The sequence below is a fragment of the Kitasatospora albolonga genome, from assembly GCA_002082585.1.
GTDB classification, from domain to species: Bacteria; Actinomycetota; Actinomycetes; order Streptomycetales; family Streptomycetaceae; genus Streptomyces; species Streptomyces stephensoniae.
Map to the genome: position 1 here is coordinate 2,034,607 of CP020563.1, position 24,816 is coordinate 2,059,422.

22 protein-coding genes and 1 pseudogene are annotated in these 24,816 nt (G+C 73.3%); 13 read left to right on the plus strand and 10 right to left on the minus strand.

The features are described 5' to 3' along the window. Window positions 1–41 precede the first annotated feature (41 nt). The gene (locus B7C62_08835; GenBank protein ARF72368.1) at window positions 42–1,175 is read left to right on the plus strand and encodes an amidinotransferase; all 1,134 of its coding nucleotides are present in this window, start codon (window positions 42–44) and stop codon (window positions 1,173–1,175) included. Here the strand turns inward: B7C62_08835 and B7C62_08840 are convergent. After that, window positions 1,163–3,703 (minus strand): glycosyl hydrolase, encoded by a 2,541-nt coding sequence (locus tag B7C62_08840; protein ARF72369.1) that lies wholly within the window; start codon window positions 3,701–3,703, stop codon window positions 1,163–1,165. The genes B7C62_08835 and B7C62_08840 overlap by 13 nt on opposite strands. A gap of 185 nt (window positions 3,704–3,888) precedes the next feature. Between B7C62_08840 and B7C62_08845 the strand changes: the two genes are divergently transcribed. The 4 genes from B7C62_08845 to B7C62_08860 all read left to right on the plus strand — a co-directional run bounded on the left by B7C62_08845 (window position 3,889) and on the right by B7C62_08860 (window position 6,288). After that, window positions 3,889–4,479, plus strand: coding sequence for a TetR family transcriptional regulator (locus B7C62_08845; GenBank protein ARF72370.1), 591 nt, complete (start codon window positions 3,889–3,891; stop codon window positions 4,477–4,479). A 93-nt stretch (window positions 4,480–4,572) separates the two neighbouring features. Next, window positions 4,573–5,049 (plus strand): hypothetical protein, encoded by a 477-nt coding sequence (locus tag B7C62_08850; protein ID ARF72371.1) that lies wholly within the window; start codon window positions 4,573–4,575, stop codon window positions 5,047–5,049. 124 nt (window positions 5,050–5,173) lie between these two features. Continuing rightward, window positions 5,174–6,043 carry a hypothetical protein gene (locus tag B7C62_08855; GenBank protein ARF72372.1) on the plus strand — a complete coding sequence of 290 codons (870 nt, stop codon included), beginning with the start codon at window positions 5,174–5,176 and terminating at the stop codon, window positions 6,041–6,043. Further along, on the plus strand, window positions 6,034–6,288 hold the full coding sequence (locus tag B7C62_08860) for a hypothetical protein (GenBank protein ARF77057.1): 255 nt from the start codon (window positions 6,034–6,036) through the stop codon (window positions 6,286–6,288). Before B7C62_08855 ends, B7C62_08860 begins: the two co-directional genes overlap by 10 nt. Window positions 6,289–6,378: 90 nt before the next feature. Here B7C62_08860 and B7C62_08865 read toward each other — a convergent pair whose 3' ends face one another. The 3 genes from B7C62_08865 to B7C62_08875 form a co-directional block, all read right to left on the minus strand. Continuing rightward, window positions 6,379–7,191, minus strand: a complete 813-nt coding sequence (locus tag B7C62_08865; GenBank protein ID ARF77058.1) for a hypothetical protein — start codon at window positions 7,189–7,191, stop codon at window positions 6,379–6,381. Window positions 7,192–7,272: 81 nt separating this feature from the next. Beyond that, a complete protein-coding gene (locus tag B7C62_08870; protein ID ARF72373.1) occupies window positions 7,273–7,701 on the minus strand; it encodes an organic hydroperoxide resistance protein in 429 nt (142 codons plus the stop codon). Between the two features lie 132 nt (window positions 7,702–7,833). After that, window positions 7,834–8,853, minus strand: a complete 1,020-nt coding sequence (locus tag B7C62_08875; protein ID ARF72374.1) for an NADP-dependent oxidoreductase — start codon at window positions 8,851–8,853, stop codon at window positions 7,834–7,836. A gap of 120 nt (window positions 8,854–8,973) precedes the next feature. Between B7C62_08875 and B7C62_08880 the strand changes: the two genes are divergently transcribed. Next, window positions 8,974–9,399: a MarR family transcriptional regulator gene (locus tag B7C62_08880; protein ARF72375.1), complete on the plus strand. Its 426-nt coding sequence runs from the start codon at window positions 8,974–8,976 to the stop codon at window positions 9,397–9,399. 36 nt (window positions 9,400–9,435) lie between these two features. On the opposite strand, the gene B7C62_08885 is transcribed toward B7C62_08880, so the two are convergent. Continuing rightward, complete coding sequence (locus tag B7C62_08885; GenBank protein ID ARF72376.1) at window positions 9,436–10,170, minus strand: hypothetical protein; 735 nt, start codon at window positions 10,168–10,170, stop codon at window positions 9,436–9,438. Between the two features lie 115 nt (window positions 10,171–10,285). On the opposite strand from B7C62_08885, the gene B7C62_08890 reads away from it, so the two are divergent. The 3 genes from B7C62_08890 to B7C62_08900 all read left to right on the plus strand — a co-directional run bounded on the left by B7C62_08890 (window position 10,286) and on the right by B7C62_08900 (window position 13,769). After that, window positions 10,286–10,861: a hypothetical protein gene (locus B7C62_08890; GenBank protein ID ARF72377.1), complete on the plus strand. Its 576-nt coding sequence runs from the start codon at window positions 10,286–10,288 to the stop codon at window positions 10,859–10,861. Between the two features lie 213 nt (window positions 10,862–11,074). After that, complete coding sequence (locus tag B7C62_08895) at window positions 11,075–12,112, plus strand: rod shape-determining protein (GenBank protein ID ARF72378.1); 1,038 nt, start codon at window positions 11,075–11,077, stop codon at window positions 12,110–12,112. A gap of 40 nt (window positions 12,113–12,152) precedes the next feature. Further along, on the plus strand, window positions 12,153–13,769 hold the full coding sequence (locus B7C62_08900; protein ID ARF72379.1) for a histidine kinase: 1,617 nt from the start codon (window positions 12,153–12,155) through the stop codon (window positions 13,767–13,769). 68 nt (window positions 13,770–13,837) lie between these two features. Here the strand turns inward: B7C62_08900 and B7C62_08905 are convergent, their stop codons facing one another. Then, on the minus strand, window positions 13,838–14,269 hold the full coding sequence (locus B7C62_08905; GenBank protein ID ARF72380.1) for an AsnC family transcriptional regulator: 432 nt from the start codon (window positions 14,267–14,269) through the stop codon (window positions 13,838–13,840). A 127-nt stretch (window positions 14,270–14,396) separates the two neighbouring features. On the opposite strand from B7C62_08905, the gene B7C62_08910 reads away from it, so the two are divergent. Continuing rightward, window positions 14,397–15,629 (plus strand): MFS transporter, encoded by a 1,233-nt coding sequence (locus B7C62_08910; GenBank protein ID ARF72381.1) that lies wholly within the window; start codon window positions 14,397–14,399, stop codon window positions 15,627–15,629. A 35-nt stretch (window positions 15,630–15,664) separates the two neighbouring features. Here the strand turns inward: B7C62_08910 and B7C62_08915 are convergent, their stop codons facing one another. Beyond that, the gene (locus tag B7C62_08915) at window positions 15,665–16,540 is read right to left on the minus strand and encodes a 6-phosphogluconate dehydrogenase (protein ARF72382.1); all 876 of its coding nucleotides are present in this window, start codon (window positions 16,538–16,540) and stop codon (window positions 15,665–15,667) included. Window positions 16,541–16,687: 147 nt separating this feature from the next. Here B7C62_08915 and B7C62_08920 point away from each other — a divergent pair, with 147 nt between their 5' ends. From B7C62_08920 to B7C62_08930, 3 genes are all read left to right on the plus strand, one after another. Further along, window positions 16,688–17,059, plus strand: a complete 372-nt coding sequence (locus B7C62_08920) for a transcriptional regulator (protein ARF72383.1) — start codon at window positions 16,688–16,690, stop codon at window positions 17,057–17,059. 183 nt (window positions 17,060–17,242) lie between these two features. Next, entirely contained in the window at window positions 17,243–18,754 is a 1,512-nt protein-coding gene (locus tag B7C62_08925) for an acyl-CoA synthetase (GenBank protein ID ARF72384.1), read from the plus strand. 22 nt (window positions 18,755–18,776) lie between these two features. Then, entirely contained in the window at window positions 18,777–20,237 is a 1,461-nt protein-coding gene (locus B7C62_08930) for an acetyl-CoA carboxylase (protein ID ARF72385.1), read from the plus strand. A gap of 4 nt (window positions 20,238–20,241) precedes the next feature. On the opposite strand, the gene B7C62_08935 is transcribed toward B7C62_08930, so the two are convergent. The 3 genes and pseudogenes from B7C62_08935 to B7C62_08945 form a co-directional block, all read right to left on the minus strand. After that, window positions 20,242–21,450, minus strand: a complete 1,209-nt coding sequence (locus B7C62_08935; protein ID ARF77059.1) for an MFS transporter — start codon at window positions 21,448–21,450, stop codon at window positions 20,242–20,244. Between the two features lie 235 nt (window positions 21,451–21,685). Further along, window positions 21,686–22,888: an alpha-(1-2)-phosphatidylinositol mannosyltransferase gene (locus tag B7C62_08940; GenBank protein ARF77060.1), complete on the minus strand. Its 1,203-nt coding sequence runs from the start codon at window positions 22,886–22,888 to the stop codon at window positions 21,686–21,688. Continuing rightward, window positions 22,888–24,465 (minus strand): annotated as a pseudogene (locus B7C62_08945) (hypothetical protein). The gene B7C62_08940 and the pseudogene B7C62_08945 overlap by 1 nt, the downstream one beginning before the upstream one ends. Between the last annotated feature and the right edge of the window lie 351 nt (window positions 24,466–24,816).

Consider the following 24,816-nt stretch of genomic DNA (forward strand, 5'->3'; position numbering starts at 1 on the left):
GGTAGCGTGACGTGCCCGTCGGCGACCGAGGGTGGTTGATCATGACGACAGTGGAGCAGAGGCCGGGTGTCCCCGAGTCCGAGGACACCGCCCCACTCCTCTCCCCGGTCAGCTCCCACAACGAGTGGGACCCGCTGGAGGAGATCATCGTCGGGCGGCTCGACGATGCCACGATCCCCTCCAGCCATCCGGTGGTCTCCTGCAACATCCCGCCGTGGGCGGCCCGCTTCCAGGGGCTCGCGGCCGGTCACAAGTACCCGCGTCGGCTGATCGAGCCCGCGCAGGAGGAGCTGGACGGGTTCGTCTCGCTGCTGAATTCCCTCGGGATCACCGTCACCCGTCCGGACGCCGTCGACCACCGGCAGCGGTTCGCCACCCCCGACTGGTCCTCGCGCGGCTTCTGCAACACCTGTCCGCGCGACAGCATGCTGGTGATCGGTGACGAGATCATCGAGACCCCGATGGCATGGCCGTGCCGGTACTTCGAGACGCACTCCTACCGCCGCCTCCTCAAGGACTACTTCCGGCGCGGGGCCCGCTGGACGGCCGCGCCGAAACCGCAGCTGACGGACGAGCTGTTCGAGCAGGAGTTCCGGACGCCGAAGAAGGATGAGCCCATGCGGTACATCCTCACCGAGTTCGAGCCGGTGTTCGACGCCGCCGACTTCGTCCGGGCCGGGCGCGACCTCTTCGTCACGCGCTCCAACGTCACCAACGCGATGGGCATCGAGTGGCTGCGCCGCCACCTCGGCCCCGGCTACCGCATCCACGAGATCGAGAGCCGCTGCCGTACGCCCATGCACATCGACACGACGTTCCTGGTGCTGGCGCCCGGCAAGGCGCTGGTCAACCCCGAGTACATCGACGTCGACCGGCTGCCGTCCGTCCTGGACTCCTGGGACATCCTGGTCGCCCCCGAGCCCGAGCCCGTCAAGGACCTGGTGCTCCGGACGACCTCGATGTGCGGGAAGTGGCTCAGCATGAACATCCTCATGGTCGACGAGAAGCGGGTCATCGCCGAGCGCCACCACACGGGGATGCTGCGCGCGCTCGAAGGGTGGGGCTTCGAGCCGATCCCGTGCGATCTGATGCACTACGCGCCGTTCGGCGGCTCCTTCCACTGCGCGACGCTCGACGTGCGGCGGCGCGGGACGCTGGAGTCCTACTTCGGCTGATCCGCCGTGACCGTGACCGTCGTGGTGGCCCGGACGTCGGCCAGGGAGCGGGCCGCCTGGACGGTGTAGGTGCCGGGGACCGTCGTCCAGCCGTACGCCTCCTCGTCCCAGACCTGGTACGCGCGCGGCTCGACGGGGACCGTGACCTCCACGCTCTCGCCGGGGGCGGCGGTGACCCGGGCGAATCCGGCCAGCCAGCGGGCCGGGCGCTCGGGGGTTCCCGGGGCCGGTGCGGGCGCCAGATAGACCTGGACGGTGTCACCGCCGGGGCGGGGGCCGGTGTTGCGGACGCGCACGGTGACCGTGTCGGGGGTGGCCGTGACGGTGTCGTACGCCCAGGTGGTGTAGCCGAGGCCGTGCCCGAAGGCGTACGCGGGGACGGTGCCCGCCTTCTCCCAGGCGCGGTAGCCGATGAAGACGCCTTCGGTGTAGGGGAGTTCGCCGTTCGTGGGGGTGGTGGCGGTGACCGGGGCGTCGGCGAGGACGGCGGGCCAGGTGGTGGGGAGCCGGCCGCCGGGCTCGTACGCCCCGGTGAGCACGTCGGCGAGCGCGTGGCCCGCCTCCTGGCCGGGGAACCAGGCGAGGAGGACCGCGGCGACCTCGTCGCGCCAGGGCAGCTCCACCGGGGAGCCGGAGTTGACGACGACGACCGTACGGGGGTTGACGGCGGCGACCGCGTGGACCAGGGCGTCCTGGTGGCCGGGGAGGCGCAGGTCGGTGCGGTCGAACCCTTCGGACTCGACGCGTTCGGTGGTGCCGACGACCACGATCGCGGTGTCCGCGCGGCGGGCCGCCTCGACGGCCTCGGCGATCAGCTCCTCCGGGTCGCGGAGCGGGGCGAGGTGGACGAGCGAGAAGGCGATGCCCTTGAGCGGGTGGCCGGTGGCGGGGCCGGGGCGGTGGTTCAGGGAGACCCGGACGGGGGCGCCTTCGGTGAGAGAGAGGCTGCCGCGGGCGACCGGCTCGTTGAAGAAGGCGCCGAGCGGGTCGGTGCCGGGGGCGCGGTCCTGGGTGCCGTCGAAGAGGGGGCGGCCGTCGACGGTGAGGGCGAAGGAGCCGGTGCCCCGGGTGCCGAAGGTGTGCTCGCCGCTCTCGCGCGGGGTGAAGGTGCCGGTGATCTCGACGGTGTCCAGGGTGGTGTGGGTGACGCCGTCGGGCAGGTCGGCGCCGATCCACTGGATCTGGCCGCTGGGCAGCGGGACGGTGGCGAGGACGGCCCCCTCGGCGTCGCGGCAGACGGCGGTGAGGTCGAACCCGGCATCGGCGGTGGCCAGTTCGTCGCTGGGGTCGGCGCCGACCTCGTACGACAGGGTGCCCTCGGGGAGGGCGGCGGTGAGCCCGTCGAGCGGGGAGACCACATGGTCGGGGAAGACCAGGGCCGAACCGCCGCCGAGCACCCGGGCGTCCCGGGCCAGCGCGCCGGAGAGGGCGACGGTGGGGCCGGGGGCGAGGGGCAGGACGGCGGCCTCGCGACGTACGTCGCTGTCTGCCCCCTCGCGTACCTCGCTGCTTGCCCCTTCTCGTACCTCGTTGCGTACGAGCACGAAGGAGCGGCGGGCGATCTCGCGGGCCAGCGCCTCGCCGTCCACGGGCGCGGGGAGGTCGGCGGAGGCCACGGCGGGCGGGGCGGACTCCAGGGCTCCGGTGCGGGCGGCCAGCAGCAGGATGTTCCGTACGGCGAGGTCGACGAGCTTCTCGTCCACCTCCCCGGCCCGGACGGCGTCGGCCAGCGCCTGGCCGTAGACCGTGCGCGGGCCGGGCATCGCGGCGTCCAGGCCGCCGGTGACGGCGCCGACGGTGGAGCGGGCGGCGAGCCAGTCGGAGACGATGAAGCCGTCGAAGCCCCATTCGCCGCGCAGGACGGCGTTCTGGAGGTAGCGGTGCTCGGTCATCGTCGAGCCGTTGACCTGGTTGTAGGCGGCCATGATGCCCCAGGGGCGGGCGTTCTTGACGATCCGCTCGAAGGGGGCGAGGTAGAGCTCGCGCAGGGGGCGCGGGGCGACGACGTTGTTGACGGTGAAGCGGTCGGTCTCGGCGTCGTTGGCCACGAAGTGCTTGACGGTGGTGCCCACCCCGCCGTCCTGGACGCCCTGGACATAGCCGGTGCCGATCTCCCCGGTGAGGTACGGGTCCTCGCTGTACGCCTCGAAGTGGCGGCCGCCGAGCGGGGTGCGGTGCAGGTTGACGGTCGGGGCGAGCAGCACGTGGACGCCCTTGCGGCGGGCCTCCTGGGCGAGGAGGTGTCCGGCGCGGCGGGCGAGCGCGGGGTCCCAGGTGGCGGCGAGGGCGGTGGGCGAGGGCAGGGCGACCGAGGGGTCGGCGGCGGTCCAGCGGACGCCCCGGACGCCGATCGGGCCGTCCGACAGCACCAGGGAGCGCAGGCCGATCGCGGGGAGGGCGGGCAGCGACCACAGGTCCTGACCGGCCAGGAGGCGTGCCTTGTCGTCGAGGCCGAGGGCGGCGAGGGCCGCGTCGACGGCGGTCCGGCGGAGGGCCTCGGAGTTGCTGGTGCTGGATGCGGCTGCCACGGCCGTACCTCCTGGTCGAGTCCGGTGGATGTCCCCGGTGGATGTCTCCATGGTGTCGCGGTGGCAGGTAGATCGGTAGGTTTTGTTATGTTTTCGTTATGATGGTGGGGTGCGGGCCGGACAATGACGTACGGTCCTGCTGAGAGCCGTCCGCGTGGGGCCGGGCGGTACGGAAGGCGGCGGCGATGGCACGGGCCAGGAGCGAGGAGCGGCGGGCCGAGATCCTGCGGGCCGCCCTCGAAGTGATCGCCGAACGCGGCTACCGGGGCGCGACGCTGGGCGCGGTGGCCGAGCGGGTGGGGCTGAGCCAGCAGGGGCTGCTGCACTACTTCCCGACGAAGGAAGCGCTGCTGGTGGCGGTGCTGGAGGACCGGGACCGGTGGGACACCGGCGGCGGCCGGGGCGGAGCCGGGGGCGAGGACGGGGCCTGGCGGCTGGAGCTGCTGGGCTCGCTGGTGGAGTACAACGCGATGCGGCCCGGAATCGTGCAGACCTTTTCGGCGCTGCTCGGCGAGAGCGTGACGGAGGAGCACCCGGCGCGGGAGTTCTTCACCCACCGCTACACCCAGGTCCGGGCCGCGATGGCGGCCACCCTGCGCGCCGAGTACGGCGACGCGCTGCCGGGCGGGCTGAGCCCGGAGCGGGCGGCGGTGCTGCTGGTGGCGGTGATGGACGGGCTCCAGTACCAGTGGCTGCTGGACCCGGAGGCCGTGGACATGCCGGAGGCGTTCGGTGACTTCCTCGGGCTGCTGAAGGGGGCTGCCGAGAAAGGCTGAGAGGCCGTGAGCCTAGGCTGTCGGAAGATCAGAACGTTGTACGACGGGCCGCATCCGTCACACGGTCGCCCGTCACGATCGCCAGGGGGATACATGTCTTTCGAAGAGGAGTGGGCCGGACTCAAGGCGGATGCCGCCGCCCGGATGCAGCTCAACAGCGCGCCGGGGAGGGACCCGGACGCCTCACCGACCGGCGCGGACCTCGTCGCCTACGACGACGAGCTGGGAAGGATCGGCCACCTCGCCTATCTGCTGCACAACAACCTCAAGGCCGACGGCAAGCACGCCGGGTCCACCACCGAGGCCGCGGGCACGAGCCTGAACTCGGACGGGTTCGAGACGGGCAAGGCGCTGACCTCCGCGGGCACGGCCTGGACGAAGCAGGTCGGGGCGCTGCTCTCCGCCTGCGCGCACATCTCCAACCACCTCGACTACACGAAGGCGTCGAAGAAGAAGGACGACGACTGGGTCGTCGCCCAGCTCAGCGTCTCCAAGATCTCCGGCTACTACGACGTCCCCGGCAGGGACGAAGGACGTGCGGTGCCGAGGCCACAGGGCCCGGTCATATGATCCGCTCCGCTTCCCCTTCGTGTCCTTCCTCTTCACTCAGGCGAGGTGCCCTGTGCCAACGTTTCAGCAGCTTCTGAATCTCAGGACGAAGCCACTCGACTCGGCGATCGAGGACTGGGTGGCCATGACCAAGAAGCTCAAGGAGCTCGCCAAGGACGCGGAGGACATGCGTACGTATACGCAGGGAACGTCCTGGAAGGGCGAGAACGCCGCCGTCACCAAGCCGTTCGTCACGAGGACGGCGTCCCAGTTCCAGAACGCCGCGATCCAGGCCGGGAGCATCACCACGCTGCTCAAGGGCGTCCAGAGCGAGTTGACGGCGGCCAAGGCCGAACTCGTGGCGATCTACGAGACCCCGCCCTACGGCGTCAAGATCTCCCCGGTCGGCGTCATCACCTACGTGGAGAGCGCCGATCCCGGCCGGAGCGACATCGACGCGCTCGTCACCCGTATCGAAGCCATACTCCAGCGCGCGGCCGACGCGGACGCGCGCTGCGCCGGGGGGCTGGCGGCCCTCACGAAGGACCCGCACCGGTTCAGCTCCGAGCACTACGACTCCTTGAAGGACGCGGAGACGGTCAAGGAGCAGGAGACCCGGGCGAAGCTGAACGCGGTCGACTTCACGCCTCCCGAGAAGTGGGGCAGCGGCACCATCAAGCCCGCCGCCGAATTCCTCGGTTACCGCTCCTGGATAAGCGGCGGCCAGGCGTACCTGCGCGGAGACTGGAAGGGCGCGTGGGAGGGGTTCCACGGCGGCGAGCCGGCCGCCGCGGCGGGCAAGGGAGCCGATTTTCTCGAGAAGGCCACGGCTCCTGCGGCGGGGGCTCGCCCCGGGGTCCTCAACATGGTGAGCAAGTTCGCGGGCAAGGTGCTCGGTACGCCCGTCGCCATCGGCGCGACGGCCGTCGACCACTACTACACCCCGGAGGACGAGAGACTGAACGAGACCCGGGTGGACGCTCCCAGGGCGCCGGGGAAGGTGCGATACCAGTGACGCCCCCCGCGGGCCCACCGCCGCTGTCCGGCCGTCGCCGCACGGGCCCGGGGGGCCTGCTGCGGCCCCGGAGTTCGCGGACGTTCGTCCTCGGTCTGTGCATGTCCGTCGGCGGGCTCGGCGGCGGGGTGCGCGCCGCGATGGACGGCGAGGGGATCTGGCGGGCCCTCGGCACCTTCGGCGTCGGGCTTCTCGGGCTGGCGCTCACCGTCGCGTGGGTCATGACGTACGCGCGGGAGCGCTGAGGCTCGCGAAGTGTCGTGACGTACGCGCCGGAGCGCCGAGGCTCACGAAGTCGTGAGGTCACGAAGCCGCGAGGTCACGGGGTCACGCGGTCACGAGCCGGGCGCTGTCCACTCCTTGGCGGCCACCGCCGTGTCACCGGTGCCGGTGCCGGGGGTGTTGCCCTCGCCCGGCTCCACCAGGTCGCGGGCGAGGAGGGTGGCCCCGGCGACCGCGCCCGGCATCAGGAACACCGCGACGAACGGGACCAGGAACGACAGGGCGAGCGGAACGCCGAAGCCGAGCACCAGCAGCCGACGGCGGCGCAGCAGGCCGAGCCGCTTCTTCAGGACCAGGCCCCGGCGCTGGAGGGCCACCCCGGTCAGCTCCTCGGCCAGGAAGAAACCGGAGACGCAGACACCGATCGCGGGTACGACGGTCTGGCCGACCACCGGGATGAAACCGCAGGCGAAGAGGATGATCCCGAAGAACGCGACGCGCAGCAGGATGCGTACGGAGTCACGGGCGGAGATCCACAGTTCGCGCCAGAGCGGCAGCCCCGACTCATGGACCTCGCCGCCCTCGCTGCGCTCGACCTCCTCGGAGAGCGAGTCGTAGAACGGCTGGCCGACCAGGAGGGTGACGGCGGTGAAGGTGACGACCGCGAGGAACAGGCCGAAGAGGAAGACGAGCGCGGTCAGCGTGGTGCGGAGCAGCCCGAGCCACGGCGAGGACCAGTCGTCGGCGAACGGGGTGGCCCAGGCGACGAAGTCGTCGGCGCCGTAAGCGAGTCCGACCAGGGCGCCCGCGTACACGACGAGGGTGATGAGCCCGGGGAGCAGCCCGAAGCCGAACCACCGTCCGTGCCCGGCGACCCAGCGCTGCCCCTTCACCAAGTAGCCGAAGCCTGCCCCGAGATCGTTCATGGACGTCAGCGTACTGGCGTACGGAAGCGGCGAGGACCGCACCCCGGTGCGGGGTGCGGTCCTCGGACGGCGGTGCGGTGATCAGGCCACGGACAGCTCGACCTTGATGTTGCCGCGGGTCGCGTTCGAGTACGGGCAGACCTGGTGGGCCTTCTCGATGAGCGACTGGGCGGTGGCGGCGTCGACGTTCGGGATGGTCGCGCTGATGGCGACCTCCAGGCCGAAGCCGCCGGCCTCGGTCTTGCCGATGGAGACCGATGCGGTGACCGTCGAGCCGGAGATGTCGGCCTTCTCCTGGCGGGCGACGACACCCAGCGCGCCCTGGAAGCAGGCGCTGTAGCCCGCGGCGAAGAGCTGCTCCGGGTTGGTGCCCGCGCCGCTGCCGCCGAGCGCCTTCGGCGGGTTGACGACGACGTCGAGCTGACCGTCGTCCGAGGAGACGCGGCCGTCACGGCCGTTCTCGGCGGTGGCGACGGCGGTGTAGGCGACGTCGATCTTCTGGATGGTCATGATGTGAGGATTCCTCCTGTTGGTGCGCCGCGACTCGCGCCCACGACCGCGACGGCCTGGGATGAGCCTAACGCGTGACCGGAGCGGGCCGGGGGCGGGTCACACACAGTTCACGCATGGCTCAGGCATGGCTCAGGCGAGGGAAACGATCATCTTTCCGGTGTTCTCGCCGCGCAGGAGGCCGACGAACGCGTCGTAGCCGTTCTCGATGCCCTCGACCGTCGTCTCCCGGTACTTCAGCTCGCCGGAGGCCAGCCAGCCCGCGACCTCCTCGACGAACTTCGGCTGGAGGTCGGCGTGGTCGCCGACGAGCATGCCCTGGAGGCGCAGCCGCTTGCCGATGATCAGCGCCATGTTGCGCGGGCCGGGGGTCGGCTCGGTGGCGTTGTACTGGGCGATCATGCCGCAGATAGTGGCGCGGCCGTGCACGTTGAGCGCGCCGATGGCGGCTTCGAGGTGGTCGCCGCCGACGTTGTCGAAGTAGACGTCGATGCCGTCCGGGGCGGCTTCCCTGAGCTGGTCGCGGACGGGCCCGTTCTTGTAGTTGAACGCGGCGTCGAAGCCGTACTCCTCGACGAGGAGCTTGACCTTCTCGTCGGAGCCGGCCGAGCCGATGACCCGGGAGGCACCCCTGAGCTTGGCGAGCTGGCCGACCTGGCTGCCCACGGCCCCGGCGGCGCCGGAGACGAAGACCGCGTCGCCCTCCTTGAAGGAGGCCACGTCGAACAGGCCCGCGTAGGCGGTGAGTCCGGTCATGCCGAGCACGCCGAGGTAGGCGGAGAGCGGGGCGAGGCCGGGGTCGACCTTCACCGCGTGCTTGGCGGGCACGTCGGCGATCTCGCGCCAGCCGAGGCCGTGCAGGACGTGGTCACCGACGGCGAACCCCTCGGCGTTCGAGGCGATGACCTCGCCGACCGCGCCGCCGTCCATGGGGTGGTCCAGCTTGAACGGCGGGGTGTACGACTTCACGTCGTTCATCCGGCCGCGCATGTACGGGTCGACGGAGAAGTACTTGTTGCGGACGAGGATGCGGCCTTCGGCCGGAGCGGCCACTGCGGCCTCACGCAGGGCGAAGTCCTCGGCCTTGGGCCAGCCGTGGGGGCGGGCGACGAGGTGCCATTCGCGGCTGGACGCGGGAAGTGCTGCAGACATGGGCTCGGGTTCTCCTCAATGTCCTACGGGGGGGGAAGCCTCAGGAAAAAGCTTCATTACATGAAACAACCCTGCGCCTTAATATTTCATATTGTCAAGTAAATCGGTACGCTGGTCCCCATGACCACCCGCACAGACCCCCTGACCCTCGAGGTCGTCGAGCTCATCGGCACCGTCGTGGCGCGCTACCACGAGGAGTACGACCGCGCCGCCGCCGAGCACTCCCTGACCGGGGCGCAGGCGCGGGTCCTCGGGCTGCTCGCGCTGGAGCCCACGCCGATGCGGAAGATCGCCGTCAAGCTGAAGTGCGAGCCGTCGAACGTGACCGGCATCGTCGACCGCCTGGAGACCCGGGGCCTGGTCGAACGCCGGCCGGACCCGGCCGACCGCCGCGTGAAGCTGGCCGCCGCCACGGAGACGGGCGCGCGGACGGCCCGGGAGCTGCGGGACTCCCTGAACTTCGCCCGGGAGCCGCTGGCCGGGCTGTCCGACGGCGAGCGGACGGTGCTGCGGGATCTGCTGCGGCGGATGCTGGGCGAGGCGTAGCCGGGGGCCTGCGCGCCCGAGGCACAACCCGGGGCCCTACGCGCACCACCACAGGAAGCGGGTGCAGGTCGGGGACGGTGTCGGGGTGGGCGCCGGGGCCTGCGTCGGCTCGTCCGGCGGCGGGGGTGCCGGGGCGGTCGGGGGCGCTGCCGGACCGTCCGGGTCGGGCGGGTCGGCGGGCGCGGTACCGGGGTCACCGGAGGGACCCGCGCCGTCGGGGTCCGGGCCCGGGTCCGGGGACTCGGCGGGCGGGGCCGTGGCCGGGGAGGCTTCGGGGCCCGGGGCGTCCGAGGCGCCGCCCGAGGGCTCACCCGTGGGGGCGTCACGCGTCGGCGCCGCGTCCGGTGAGGGGCCCGGTGCCACGCCCGTACGGGAAGGGAGCGGGCCCGGGTCCCTCGGCGCCTCCCCGGACGAGGAGTCCGGCGCGGAGTCCTCGGGAGCCCGCGGCGCCTCCCGTACGAAGTCGGCGGCGACCCCGCCCCGGTCCGGCTCCGCGGCCAGCTCCGCCAGGCTCAGCCCACCCGCCGCGAGGACCAGCCCGCCCGCCGCGAGCAGCGCCGTACGGCCGCGTCTGCGGTGGCCGCCCCGCGCACGGCGGCGGGAGCGGGCGGCGGGCACCGGCGCGGCGGCCTCGTCCGGCGCGCCCGGCGCACGCCCGGCAGGCGTCGGCGCGGGCACCGTGAAGGGGCTCAGCGCCTCGGCGGGAGTTCCGCACCCGGCGCAGGCCAGAGCTCCGTTGAGATGCCGTCGGCACGGGTCGCAGTAATCCATGGCGCCCGCAGATTAGACGTGGACAGATCAACGGAGGAAGCGGACCAGGTGAGGGTTCTGTGAGGAACACCGGATTCCGCGAACAGCCGGTCCGATACGCCTGACCTGCGGGAAGATGGGCAACATGACCGCTCCCACCCCCTTCGGCCCCCGCGAGTTCCAGCTCGTCCTGCTCCGCCGGATGGCCGACCACCAGCCCGGACTGGCCGAGGAGGCACGGCAGGAGCTGAGCGCCTCGCTCGCCGACCTGAGGGAGGCCAACCGGCGCTGGCAGGCCATGGTCCGCGCGCCCCGGGGCCGGGGCGCGCTGCGCCGCTACCGCTCGGTGCTCGGCGAGCCGGAGCTGACGCTGAAGCGCCGCCTGGGCGACCTGGAGTGCGAGGCGCTGCTCTGGCCGGTGCCGCTCTGGCCGGACCTCCGGTTCGAGGTGACGGCCGCGCCGGGCGGGGCGGTGTGGAACGAGTGGCTCGTCCGGGCCCCGGGGGCGGCGGGCCCCGAGCTCACCTCCGTACCGGCTCTGCGCCCCTGGTCGTGCACGGTGGACGAGGTGGCCCGCGCCTTTCCCCCGGCGCGGCCGATGGAGGGCAGCGCACCGACCCGGTGGGCCCTGGCCGTCACGGACCCGGGCAGCGGGGAGCGGTACGTCGCCGAGTTCACGTGGGGGCTGTTCCAGCGGCTGCTGCCGGGGTGAGGGCCGGGGGTACAGCCCGATGCGCGTCCGAGGAGAGACCTGGCGTACGGCCCGATGCGCCTCCGAGGAGGCACCTGGAGACCTGGCGGGCCGTCAGCTTCCGGCCCCACGTACGGCGCATCCCAGCGCGCGCCGCCCGGCCGGGAACGCGACGATGCGAGGAGAGGCCGGCTGCCGCCGGTACCACCGTCCGCGCTCTCGGGAGAGCCTGCCGTGACCGTCAGCCTTGAGCAGTTGCAGCGTTGCCACATCGCCGTCGATCTCGGGGCCGCGAGGACCCGTGTGTACGTCAAGGGGCTCGGGCTCGTCGTGGACGAACCGAGCGTCGCCGCCGTCAACACCCGTACCGGCTCGCTCATCGCGGTCGGTGTGCTCGCCGAGCAGATGACCGGCCGCACCCCCGAGTACATCCGGGTCGTCCGCCCGGTCTCCGGCGGCACCGTCGTCGACATCGAGATGGCCCAGCGGATGCTGCGCCACCTCCTCGGCGACAAGCTGCGCCGCCAGCTCCGCCGCAAGCCCCGGCTGCGCGCCGCCGCCTGCACCCCGCACGAGGCCGATCCGCTGGCCCAGCGCGCCACCGTGGAGACCCTCGTCGGGCTGGGCGCCCGGCGGGTCGAGCTGGTCGACACCCTGATCGCGGCGGCCGTGGGCTGCGGGCTGCCGGTCGAGCAGCCGACCGCCACCATGATCATGGTCTGCGGTGCGGCCACCACGCAGATCGCGGTGCTCTCGCTCGGCTCGATCGTGACGGCCGTCCGTATCCCGGTGGGCGGCAATGCCATCGACGAGGCGGTCATCCAGCACCTGCGCCAGCACCACGAGCTGATGCTCCCGAGCCAGTCCGTGCGCCCGCTGCAACTGGCGCTGCACGGCAACGGCCTCCAGCTCACCGGCCCCGCCCTGACCGAGATCCACGGCCGGGACGTGGCGACCGGTCTGGCCCGCTCGGTGCAGGTCGACACCGCCGCCGTACGGCAGGCCATCCACACTCCGCTCACCGCCGTCCTCGACGGGGTGGGCAAGGTGCTGCGCGCGTGCCCGCCCGATCTGGTGGCCGACCTCGCGGACCGGGGGATCATGATGGTGGGCGGGAGCGCGCTGCTGCCGGGGCTCGACCAGATGCTCCGGGACGCGACCGGTATGCCGGTGCTCATCGCCGAGCGCCCCGACGTCTGCTCGGTGCTCGGCCTCGGCGCGATGCTGGACGGCAAGATCCAGCCGATGGTCCTCAACCCGCTGGCGGGTTAGGGCTTCCTCGTTGTCACCGTCATCCGAGGACCGGCTGCCGATGCTCCTGGAGGCCGTCCTCAGCATCGGCAGCGAGCTCGGGCTCCGGGCCACCCTCCAGCAGATCGTGGACACCGCGACCGCCCTGACCGGGGCCCGGCACGGGACGCTCCACGTCCTGGAGCCCGACCACGACCGGACCGAGGCGCTCTACGCCACCGGGATGACCCGGGCGGAGCGGGAGCGCATCGACCGCCTCCTCCCGGAGAGCCGCGCGGGGCTCCCGCGCACGGGCAGCGGGGTCGGCGGGGTCGGCGACCGGGCGACGGGCGGACCGCCCGCGCGGACCTCCCTCACGGCCCCGGTCCTCACCGCCCCGATCCAGGTGCACACCGAACTCTTCGGCCACCTCTGCCTGACGGAGAAGAGTCCGGGTCCCTTCACCGAGACGGACCGGGCCCTGCTGTACGTCCTCGCCTCCCAGGCGGGCATCGCGATCGGCAACGCCCGGCTCTACGAGAGCGCCCGCCAGCGCGAGCGCTGGATCGAGGGGGCGGCGGCCGTCACCACGGCCCTGCTGACCGGGACGGACGCGGCCGACGCCCTGATGACCGTGGCCGAGAGCGCCCGGGTGCTCGCCGGGGCCTCGGCCGGGGTGATCCTCCAGCCGACGGAGGCGGGCGGGATGGAGATCGTGACGGCCTCCACGCTCGACGACCCGGCGGGCATCGTCGGTACGACGATCGCCCCCGGCTCCCCCGTCCTGGTCCAGCTCCTGGGCGGCGAACCGGTCTTCATCGACGACTCCGCCACCGATCCCCGGATGACCACCGACGTACGGTCCCGGTTCGGGCCCAGCATGATGCTGCCGTTGCAGAGCGGCGGCCGGCTCATCGGCACCCTCGCCCTGCCCCGGCGGCGCGGCGCGCCCCCGTACACGGCGGTCGACCGGCTGCTGGCGACCCAGTTCGCCTCGCAGGCCGCCCTCGCGCTGGTGCTGGCGGACGCGCAGGCGGACCGGGAGCAGCTCGCGGTGTACGAGGACCGCGACCGGATCGCCCGTGACCTGCACGATCTGGTGGTGCAGCGGCTCTTCGCGACGGAGATGATGCTGGAGTCGACGCGCAGGCGGGCGGTGGGCGAGGACACGGGCGGCGCCTCGGGCGCGGGCGGGCGTACGGGCGGTCCCTCGGGCGCGGGCGGGCGTACGGGCGGTCCCTCGGCCGAGGACGGGCTCCGGGAGCGGCCGGGCCGGGAAGGGGCCGGTGAGCTGCTCGGGCGGGCCGTGGACGAGCTGGACTCCACCATCCAGGAGGTCCGCACCGCGATCTTCGCCCTCCAGCAGCCGCCCGCCGAGGCCCCGAGCACGTTCCGGGGCCGGGTGCTGAGGGAGACCGGGGGCGCGTCGGCGCTGCTGGGTTTTCCGCCGTCGGTGCACTTCACGGGGCCGGTGGACGCGCTGGTGGGCGACGAGGCGGGCCGGGAGCTGCTGGCCGCGCTGCGCGGGGCGCTGGCCGCCGCGCACCGCAGGCCGGGGGTGTCGGCCATCGATGTGGAGGTGGACGCGACGGGGCGGCTGCCGGACGGGCGGAGCGCGGTGCGTCTGGTGGTGGCGGACGACGGGCAGGGCGAGGAGGGCGGCCGGCCGACGACGGTGACCTGGCAGGCGCCGCTGTGACCTGGGAGGGGGGAGCGGCGCTGCGACCTGACGGACGCCACCTGCCCCGGCACGGGGCACGCCCGTGGTCAGTGCTTCGGAGCCGCCCGCAGCGCGATCCGGGTGTTGGAGTGGGCCACGCCCGCCTCGCGCTTGAGCCGCCGCAGCAGCGTGTCCAGCGAGACCGGGTCGGCCGCCGTGGCGCGGATCAGGTAGTCGTGGCCGCCCGTCACGTGCACCACCTCCGTGATCCCGGGCAGCATCAGCACCGAGCGCTCGAACTCCTCGTTCGTCGTGTCGAGCCGCAGCGTCACATCGATGAAGACGACCAGGCCCGAACGGGTGTCGGCGGCCGGGTCGACGATGACCGTGAAGCCGCGGATCACCCCGTCCCGGCGCATGCGGCGGACCCGGTCGCCCGCCGCGTTGGCGCTGAGCCCCACGCGTACGCCCAGATCCCGGTACGAGATCCGGGCGTCCTCCTGGAGAATGCCGAGGATTTCCCTGTCCAGCCGATCCATACGGCGATTGTCCCAGCTTGCGGCGATATCGGCTGAGGGAAGCGTGCAGGGGCCGCAGGCAGCGGGCTGTCGCCCGGTCGGCGCAGTCCGGCGGGCCGTGCGCTCCCCCGCGCCCTTGACTTGCGGTGTGGATACCGCCGTCAAGCAGTCCCCCGAGCCCCCGGACACCCCCGCCCCGGCGGGGGCCGCGCCCTCCCCCGCCGCGTACCGCAATCTCGTCATGGCCACGATCGGCTTCGCCCTCACCTTCTGGGCGTGGAACCTGATCGCGCCGATGTCCGGCGACTACAAGGACCGGCTCGGGCTCAGCTCGTTCCAGCAGTCGTTCCTGGTGGCCGTGCCGGTGCTCGTCGGGTCGCTCGGCCGTATCCCGGTGGGCGCTCTGACGGACAAGTACGGCGCGAAGCTGATGTTCCCGCTGGTGTCGGCGCTGACCATCGTGCCGGTGCTGCTGCTGATCCCGGCGAAGAACTCGTACGGGGCGATGATCGCGGTCGGCTTCCTGCTGGGGCTCGGCGGGACGACGTTCGCGATCGGCGTCCCGCTGGTCAACTCGTGGTTCCCGCCCGCCAAGCGGGGGTTCGCGCTCGGCGTGTTCGGCATGGGCATGGGCGGGGTGGCGCTCTCCGGCTACTTCACCCCGCGCATCGCGGGCCACGGCGACAACCTCCCCTTCCTCGTGGTCGCCGGGGCCCTGCTGGTGTACGCGCTGCTCGCCGCCGTACTCGTCAGCGACCGGCCCGACCGGAAGATCCCCACGGACACGTTGGTGCACCGCCTCGGCGAGGCCGGGAAGCTGCGGGTGACCTGGGAGCTGTCGGCGCTGTACGCGATCGGGTTCGGCGGCATCGTGGCGTTCGGGGTCTATCTGCCGACGTACCTGAAGACCTGGTACGAGATGTCACCGACCGAGGCGGGCACCAAGGCGGCCGGGTTCGCGCTGGTCACGGTCGTCTTCCGGCCGATCGGCGGCTGGCTCTCGGACCGTGTCCACCCCGCGCTGGTGACGGCGGGCGCGCTGCTGGCGGCGGCTCTGATGGCGGTCGTCCAGGCTTTCGAGCCGCCGCTGAACCCGATCGGCACGATCGCGCTGCTGGCCATGGCGGCCGGGCTCGGTACGGCGAGCGGCAGCGTCTTCGCGCTGGTCTCGCAGGTGACCCCGCAGCCGAAGGTGGGCAGTGTGACGGGCATCGTCGGCGCGATGGGCGGGCTCGGCGGCTTCGTACCGCCGCTGGTGATGGGCGCGATCTACAGCGCCAAGGACTCGTACGCGATCGGCTTCATGCTCCTGTCCGATCTGGCGCTGGCGGGATGCGTGTACGCGTACGGGCGGATGCGGACCCTCCAGCGCGACGGCTGAGGCCCGGTCCGGCCTGCTCCCGTGCTGCGCGGGGATCAGCCCGGCTGCCTGATGCTCTCGATGATCCGGGCGAAGCCCTCCTCTCCGTGGCCCGCCTCGATCTGGCGCTGGATGAGCGCCTCGACCATGCCGATCACCTCGGTGCCGATGCCCTGGTCGGAACTGGCGTCCACGAGGTCACCGAGCTGGGAGAAGAAGAGGCTCTGCTGCCCTTCGACGGTGTAGTCCCCGCCGTCGACGACCTCGGCGAACCCTTCGAAGCCGCCGGTCATGGCGGCCAGGAAAGGTGTGGCCAGAGCCGCGAACTGCCTCGCCGTCACCCCGGCGGGGGTGACCATGGCGACACCGTGCAGGAACCCGGCGAACATGACGTACATGCCCGAGAGCAGCGCGAGGTCGTACAGGCACGCCAGTCCGGCGTCCTCGCCGAAGTAGACGCTGGTCCCCCACAGGTCGAGCAGTTCCCGGTACGTGTCGAAGACCTCGCCGGAGCCGCTGTAGAGGATCGACGCCCCGGGCCCGCCGATCATCTGCGGCCTCGCCATGATCCCGCCGTCCAGATACGCGATCCCGGCCCGGGCGGCCCACTCGGCGGACTCCCGTGCCTGGGCCGGGGAGGTGGTGGTGAGGTTGATCAGTGTCCGCCCGGCCAGCTCCCCGACGACCGGGTCGAGCACCTCATGGACCGACGCGTGGTCCAGCAGGCAGACGATCACCAGGTCCCCCGCCCGGACCGCTTCGCCGACCGTGCCGACGGCGTGGGCGCCCTGGGCGACGAGGCCGTCCGCCCGGCCCGGTGTGCGGTTCCAGACCGTCGTCCCGTGCCCGGCCTTCACCAGGGCCTCCGCGAGGGCCCTGCCCATCTCCCCCAGTCCGAGAACACTGACCTGGACGCTGATGTCGACTGCCATTTCCGGCACTCCTCCTCGTGTCTTTCCTTCGGCTTTTCCCTCTGCTTTTCCTTCGGTTCGATCCTCTCCGCAGCCAGTAGGGTTGACCAGTACGGACTAATTAGTCAGGTACTAACTCGTAGGTAAGTGCGTCTTGGGGGAGGGCGGATGGCACCGTCGGCACGGAACGGGCCCTACTTCTGCGGCATCGACGCGGCCATGGATGTGGTGACCGGAAAGTGGAAGCCGCTGATCCTCTGGGAGCTGGACCACTACGGGACCCGCCGGTTCGCCGAACTGCGGCGCGGGCTGCCGGGCGTCAGCGAGAAGATGCTGATCCAGCATCTGCGGGAGATGGAGGAGGACGGGCTCGTACACCGCGAGGTGTACCGCCAGATGCCTCCGAAGGTCGAGTACTCCCTGACGGAGCACGGCGTCTCGCTCAACGCGGCCCTGGCCTCCCTGGGGCGGTGGGGCACCGAGCGCATACGGCGGACCGGGGCCGAGAAGGTCAAGGTCCCCTCCGCCTCCGCCTCCTGAGACCGGCTCACCGGACCCGCCCTGCCCGCCCTGCCGGGCAGAGGCTCACCGAACTGCCCCCGGGCCCACCCCGGGCCCTTGCCAGCAGGCGATACCGTCGGCCGCCGCCGTCCCGGAGTGACGCTGCCCTCATCGGTGTCCGGCTCCCGGCGAGCTCCGGGCCGAAGCCCTAGGCTTCCCGGCGTGACCCTCCTTCTCCCCGCGCTCCAGTCCCCCACCGGCCCGGCAGCCTCCCGGGAGGCCGTCCGCTTCGGTGCCCTCTCCCTGACCTACGGCGAGCTGGCCGCCGCCACCGCCCTCGCCGCCCGGATCGCGGACGCGGGCCGGGTCGCCGTCTGGGCCACCCCGACGCCGGAGACGGTGATCGCGGTGGTCGCGGCGTTGCGGGCCGGGGTGCCGGCCGTGCCGCTCAACCCCCGTACCGGCGAACGCGAGTTGGCGCACATCCTGGCCGACAGCGAGCCCACGGCCGTACTGGCGGGGCCGGACGACGCGCTGCCCGCCGCGCTGGAGGAGCTGCGGCGGGTGACGGTCGACGCGCGGGCGGAGACCGGACGGCCTGAGGGACCGGCGGCTTCGGCGTCGGGGCCTTCGGTGACGTCGGCTTCGGCGGGCGAGGCGGACCCCGAGTCCCCCGCCCTGATCGTCTACACCTCCGGCACCACCGGCCCGCCCAAGGGTGCCGTACTGCCGCGACGGGCCATCGCCGCGTCGCTGGACGCGCTGGAGGACGCCTGGGGGTGGACCGGTGACGACGTCCTGGTCCACGCGCTGCCGCTGTTCCATGTGCACGGGCTGATCCTGGGTGTCCTCGGCCCGCTGCGGCGCGGCGGTGCCCTGCGCCACCTGGGGAAGTTCTCCGCCGACGGCGTGGCCCGGGAGCTGGGGTCCGGGGGCACGATGCTGTTCGGCGTACCGACGATGTACCACCGGCTGGCCGAGGTGCTGGACGCCCCGGCGGGCGGCACCGAACGGGACGCGCTGGCAAGGGCGTTGGCCGGGGCGCGGCTGCTGGTCTCCGGTTCGGCGGCGCTCCCCGCGCACGACCACGAACGCATCGCGGCGGCGACCGGGCGGCGGGTGATCGAGCGGTACGGGATGACGGAGACCCTGATGAACACGGGCATCCGGGCGGACGGTGCCCCGCGCCCCGGCACGGTCGGCCCGCCGCTCGCCGGGGTGGAGCTGCGCCTGGTGGAGGAGGACGGCACGGTGCTGGAGGGGCCGGAGGCGATCGGGGAGATCCAGGTCCGGGGCCCGAACCTCTTCACCGGCTATCTGAACCGGTCCGACGCCACGGCCGCCGCGCACACGGCGGACGGCTGGTTCCGTACGGGCGATGTCGGCACGGTGGACGCGGACGGGTACGTCACGATCGTCGGGCGCAAGGCCACCGACCTGATCAAGAGCGGCGGTTACAAGATCGGCGCGGGCGAGATCGAGAACGTGCTGCTCGGCCACCCCGGCGTCCGGGAGGCGGCCGTGACCGGCGAGGAGGACCCGGACCTGGGCGAGCGGGTCGTGGCGTGGGTGGTGGCGGCCGACCCCGGCTCTCCCCCTCCTTCGGAAGAGCTGGCGGACCATGTGGCGGCCCAACTGGCCCCGCACAAGCGCCCCCGTACGGTGCACTATCTGGACGCCCTGCCCCGCAACGACCTGGGCAAGATCATGAAGAGGTCGCTCCATGTCCGCTGACCCCTCACCCCGCTCCCCCCGTATGACGGCCCGGGAGACGATCACGCTCCTCACCGGCCCGGCGGGCTTCACCGAGCACCGCCCGCCGCCGCGCACCCTGCCGCCGGACGGGCCGCTGGGCTGGGCGGGGTACGACGCGGCGCGGGAGCGGGCGGCGGAACGCACAGGCGAGGACGAGTCCGTGGTGTACGGGACGGGGGTCGTGGGCGACCGGGAATGTGTCCTCCTCGCCTTCGAATTCGGCTTCCTGGGCGGCTCGTTGGGCCAGCTGACAGGTGACCGTCTGGAGGCGGCGTACGGACTCGCCCTGGCCCGGCGCCTCCCGCTGCTCGCGCTCGTCGCCACGGGCGGCAGCCGGATGCAGGAGGGCATGGTCGCGCTCACCCAGCTCCAGCGGGTGGCGGCCGCCGCCACCCGGCTGCGCGCGGCGGGGCTCCCGCAGATCGCCGTGGTCCGCGACCCCACGACCGGCGGCGGCTGGGCCACGGTGGGGGCGGGCGCGGATGTGGTGCTGGCCCTGCCGGGCGCCCAGGTCGGCTTCGCGGGGTCCCGGGTACGGCCGCCGGACGCGGACCCGTACGCGTACAGCGCCGAGGGGCAGTCGGCGGCGGGCCAGGTCGACGCGGTGGTCCCGGCCGGGGAGCTGCCGCGCACGGTGGGACTGTGGCTGCGGGCGCTGGGGGCGGGCGGACCGCCCGGCCGGACGGAGGCCGACGGCACGTCAGGCGGGCCCGGGACAACCGGCACTCCCGAGGCCGACGGCCCCTCCGGCGTACCCCCGCAGGAGGCGTCCGGGAGCCCGGGCCCGCAGGAAACATCCGGGCCCGCCGCCGCCCCGCTCCCCCGGGCCCGGGCGGCATCCGCTGCCGGGCTGCCCGCGAGCGGGCGGGAAGCGGTGGAGCGCGCCCGGGCCGCTGAACGGCCGCGTGCGGAGGCGTACTTGGACGACTACTTCACCATACGCCTGCCCCTCCACGGAGACAGGTGCGGCGGCAGCGATCCGGGGCTGCTGAGCGGGTTCGGGCTGCGTGCGGACGGGCAGGCCGTCGCGTACGTCGCCCAGTGCGGGACCGCGACCCGCCCGGCCGGGTACCGCGCGGCGGCCCGCACGATCCGGCTCGCGGACCGGCTCGGCGTCCCCGTCCTCACCCTGGTCGACACCCCCGGCGCCGCCAACGACGCCGAGGCCGAACGGGCGGGCGCGGGCGCGGCCATCGCGGACGCCTTCGCGGCGATCGCGGCGGCCCGGGTCCCGGTGACGACGCTGGTGATCGGCGAGGGCGGCTCGGGCGGGGCGCTGGCCCTCGCCGCGCCGGGCAACACCCATGTCACGGCGGACAGTTACTTCTCCGTCATCGCCCCCGAACTGGCGGCGGCGATCCTCAAGCGCCCGCCGGAGGAGACGGGCGCCACCGCCGACCAGCTCCGCCTGCGTCCCCAGGACCTGGTGGAGCTGGGGGTCGCCCGCTCGATCGTCCGGTAGGCGGCTACGGCAGCGGGTCCCGGGCGTCGTAGCGGGCGAAGCCCCGCCACTTCAGGGCGAGCAGACCGACCGCGACGACACAGGCGGCGCCTCCTCCGACGACGGCGACGCCCGGCGAGGTGAGGTCGGCCACCGAACCGGCCAGGAAGTCCCCGAGCCGGGGCCCGCCCGCCACGACGACGATGAAGACGCCCTGGAGCCGGCCCCGCATCTCGTCCGGGACGGCCGCCTGGAGCATGGTGTTGCGGAAGACCATGGACACGGTGTCGGCGCATCCGGCGAGCGCCAGGAGGAGCAGCCCGAGCCAGAGGTGGCGGGTGAGCCCGAAGACGGCGATGGCGGCCCCCCAGCTGCCGACGGCCAGCAGGACGGCGAGGCCGTGGCGGCGGACGCGGCCGAGCCAGCCGGAGAACACCCCGCCGAGGAGCGCCCCGAGCGCCGGGGCGGCAACGAGCATGCCGGTGGTCCGGGCGTCACCTCCGTACCAGACGACGGCGACCACCGGGAAGAGCGCCCGGGGGTGGGCGAGCACCATGGCGCACAGGTCGGTGAAGAAGGTCATACGGAGGTTGGGCCGGGTCCCGAGGAACCGCAGCCCGTCCAGCACGGAGGCCCGCTTGCGGACCTCGCCCTCCGCCTTCCGGCCGGGCAGCATCGAGGGCAGCCGCCACATCGCGTAGAGGGAGGCGGTGAAGGTGACGGCGTCGACGGTGTACGCGGCGCGGTACCCCCACCAGCCGACGATCAGCCCGCCCAGCATCGGCCCGACGAGCGCGCCCGTCGTACTGGTCATGGAGCTCAGCGCGTTGGCGGCGGGCAGCTGTTCGGGCGGCAGCAGCCGGGCGACCATCGAGGAGCGGGCCGGGGCGTTGAGCGCGAAGCAGACGGCCTGGAGGGCGACGACCGTGTACAGGAGGCCGACGTTCTCGATGCCCGCGAAGGTGGCGGCCATCAGGACGAGCGCCAGGGAGAACGACCCCGCCGCACTGAACAGACCGAGCTTGCGCCGGTCGACGGTGTCGGCGACGGCTCCGCCGTAGAGCCCGAACACGACGAGCGGCACGAGCGAGCAGAGCCCGATGAGCCCCACGGAGAACGCGGACCCGGTGATGTCGTAGACCTGGAGCGAGACGGCGAGGGCCGTCATCCCCTGCCCGATCCAGGACACGGTGTTCCCGAACCAGAGCCGCCGGTAGTCGGGGGAGGTCCGCAGCGGGGTGAGGTCGGCGAAGACGCGGGGGCGGCGGGCAGTCTGCTCGGTCGCTTCGGCTGTTGCGGCTGTTGGGCCTGTTCCGTTCGTCGCGGTCGTCGCGGTCGCCTTGGTCGTCTCGGTCACAGGGGATGGTAGCCAGGCCGGGGGCGAGCGCCCCGTTCGGGTGGGCGAAGCGCTGGAGGACGGTCAGGCGCAGGAGCTCATCGACCAGCGCAGTGCCCCGGATTCACCGGATTCAGCGGCGCCGTGACGCCCCGGGGTGAGGGCCTGCCGCGCCCCGGTGGTGACCGGCGGATCGTCCGGGCCGGTCCGGTTCCGGGGTCAGCAGTCGCGTGAGGTGCCGGGCCGATCCCTCCCAGGACCACTCCCGCTCCACCCAGCTCCGCCCGGCGGCCCCCATGGCCGCGCGGTCCGGCGACAGCAGCAGGCGGGTGATCGTCCCGGCCACGTCGGCCACGTCCCGCCCGTCGACGACGGCGCCGCCCGTACCGTCCAGCACGGCGTCCGGGGCGCCGCCGGAGTTCCCGGCGACCACCGGCAGCCCCGCGGCGGCGGCCTCCAGGAACACGATGCCCAGCCCCTCGGCCTCCAGCCCCGCCCTGCGGGTGCGGCACGGCATCGCGAACACGTCAGCGGCCCTGTAGTACGCGGCCGTCGCGGCATGGCTGACACCCCCGGCGAAGACCACCGAACCCTCGGCGTGCCGGTGGGCGAGCCTACGGAGCCGCCGCTCGTCCGGGCCCTTGCCGACCACGAGCAGCGCCGCGTCGGGAACGGCGCGCCGGATCAGGGGGAGGGCGCGTATGAGGGTGTCCTGCCCCTTGCGGGGAACCAGCCGCGCCACGCAGAGGATGACCTTCCTGTCCCCCAGTCCGTACCGGGCGCGCAGCTCATCGGCGCCGCTCGCGGGGTGGTCCGGCCGGTAGGCACCGGCGTCCACCCCGGGGACCAGCCTGCTCAGCCGTGCCCGTGGGCCCAGCGCCGGGGCGATGCGGACGCGGGTGTACTCCCCCAGGTAGGTCACGACGTCGACGCTGTCGCCCACCCGGCGGAGAAGCCGACGGGCACCGGGGGTGCGGGCCCACCAGATCTCGTGGCCGTGTGTCGTGGCGACGACGCGCCGGACGCCTCCGCGGCGGAGAGCCGGCGACATGGCCGCGAGCGGGGCGGCGGCACCGAACCACACCCGGTCGCAACCGTGTTCCCTGGCCAGGCTCAGTGCCCGCGCGGTGACCCGCCGGGTGGGCAGCAGCGTCCCGGCGGAATCCCGGACCACGGGGAACGGCAGCCCGGCGTCGTACTCGGCCGCGCCGGGCTCGGAGGACGTGTAGACGACGACGTCGTTGCCCGGCACCCGGGTCGCCATGGCGTGGACGAAGGTCTCGATGCCTCCGAGCCGGGGCGGGAAGTCGTTGGTGATGATCAGCGTGGTGCTCATGAGGAACGTGGCTGCTTTCGTCTCGATGCCTCGGCGGGCCGGTGGCTCCGGGGCCCAGGCGCCGCACTGCTCGTACTCGGTGGTCGGGTGGGGGCCGCGCCCCGGTGGGCGGGCGCGGGTGCGGGGCGAGCGGCTGCCGGGTTCGGGGCGGGTCTCGGGACCCGGCGGGCCGATCCCGGGTCCCAGGAGCCGCCGGAGCGGCGGTCGTCGGCCTGCGTACCGACAGTCGGCGTGCCGACAGCGGCCGACATGCCGACGGCCGGCGTCCCAGCGGCCCGAGCGGGGTGGTCGACGCTCCGGTCTGCGCCGGTCGTGGAGGCGGGGACCGGACACGTCGGCTGCTCCGCGCCCCGTCGGCGCCGCTCCACCGCCTTGCGGAGGACGGGCGTGCTCTCGGCGTGGCGGCCGGACTCCAGCCGGGCCCACACGACGAGCGTGAGAGGAAGCGCGAGATAGCCGAACCGGCCTGCGGGGGCCAGCAGAAAGGCGATGCTCATCCCGACGGCGAGCCGGTCGGCGGTGGCCACCAGGGTGCCGGGCGGCCGCACGACCAGGGAAACGGCGACGGCGGCTCCGCCGCAGACGAGCAGAGCGACCGCCGTGTACCAGCCGAACTGCCCGGTGTCGGCGAGCAGACGGCCGGGCAGTGGGCTGGCGGCCGGGGTGGCCACCTCGCCCCGGCCGGTGGGAAAGGCCAGCACCTGCTGGACCATCGGGCCGGGTGCGAGCAGGGCGCTCGGCAGCACCAGGACGAGGGTCCCGGCCACCGCCGTGGCCACGAGGCGTACCGCCGCCCGCATGCCGTACGCGCCGCCGAGCGCCGAAGCGGCGACCGCGACGGCGGGCCACGCCGTCCACTTGAGGGAGCACGCGGCGGCCAGCACCAGTCCGGCGGCCACCGGGCGGTTACGGAGGACGAGGGCGAGCGCGAGGCAGCACAGCCCGGTCAACGGGAGGTCGACGCCGCTGACGCACAGGGAGAGCGCCACGGGAGGGGAGGCCACCAGCACCACTACAGCGGTCCGGTACGCCCGGTGGCCGCCCGGGGAGGAGCCCCCGGGGGCAGGACGGAGAACGGTCCGGCCCGCCCGGAGCGAGAGAAGGAGCGCGGCGGCGAACCAGACCCGTGCGTCTCCCAGGAGACGGACCGCCCACCCGCCGTCCCCCAGCAGAGCCCGGGGCATACCGAAGAACGCCATGCCCGGCAGGTACGGCGTGTACTCGGAGAGCTCCTGAGGGTCGGTCAGGTAGGGCGTGGCCTGCTGGATCAGCAGCTCGGCGGAGCGCTCGACCACCCTCACCTCCAGCTGTGCCCGGCCGGTCAGAACCAGGTACAGGAAGGGCAGGACCACGGCGCCCAGCACAGCCGACGCCAGAGCGGCGGTACGGGCCCGGGGGCTGGGCAGCCGGCACGCGGCCAGGGCCGCGCCCGCGTATCCGGCCGCGGCGAAGACCCCCCACGAACGATGGGTGCCCACGGTGGAGACGAGCGGGAACATCGCGGCCCATCCCCCGGCGAGAAGCCAGCCGCAGACCCACAGCTTCCGGCGGTCGGCCCTCCGTATCCGTCCCGTCATCGCGGTGACCGGCGCAGTGAAACCCCGTTGATTCGGCATGCCACCCATTGCAGCCGGGGCCGCCCGCACCGTCGTGACAGGTAGGTCGAGACCTGTCGGTCGGGTTTTCCCTACCATCGAGGCCCCACGGGAAGACGACCTGTCAGGGGATGTCGAGGACGGGGCTGTAGGCGCGGACAGGGCTGTAAGTGCGGGCAGGGCTGTAAGAGCGGGCAGGGCTGTAAGAGCGGGCAGAGCTCAGGTGCGGACCGGGCCCCGGGCCCGGGCTTGACCCCGGCGAACGCCAGGAAGCGGCCGGGTCATTCCCGGAGTCGGGCGTCCTCGCGGCCAGGGCGTGTCCGGCGGATCAGG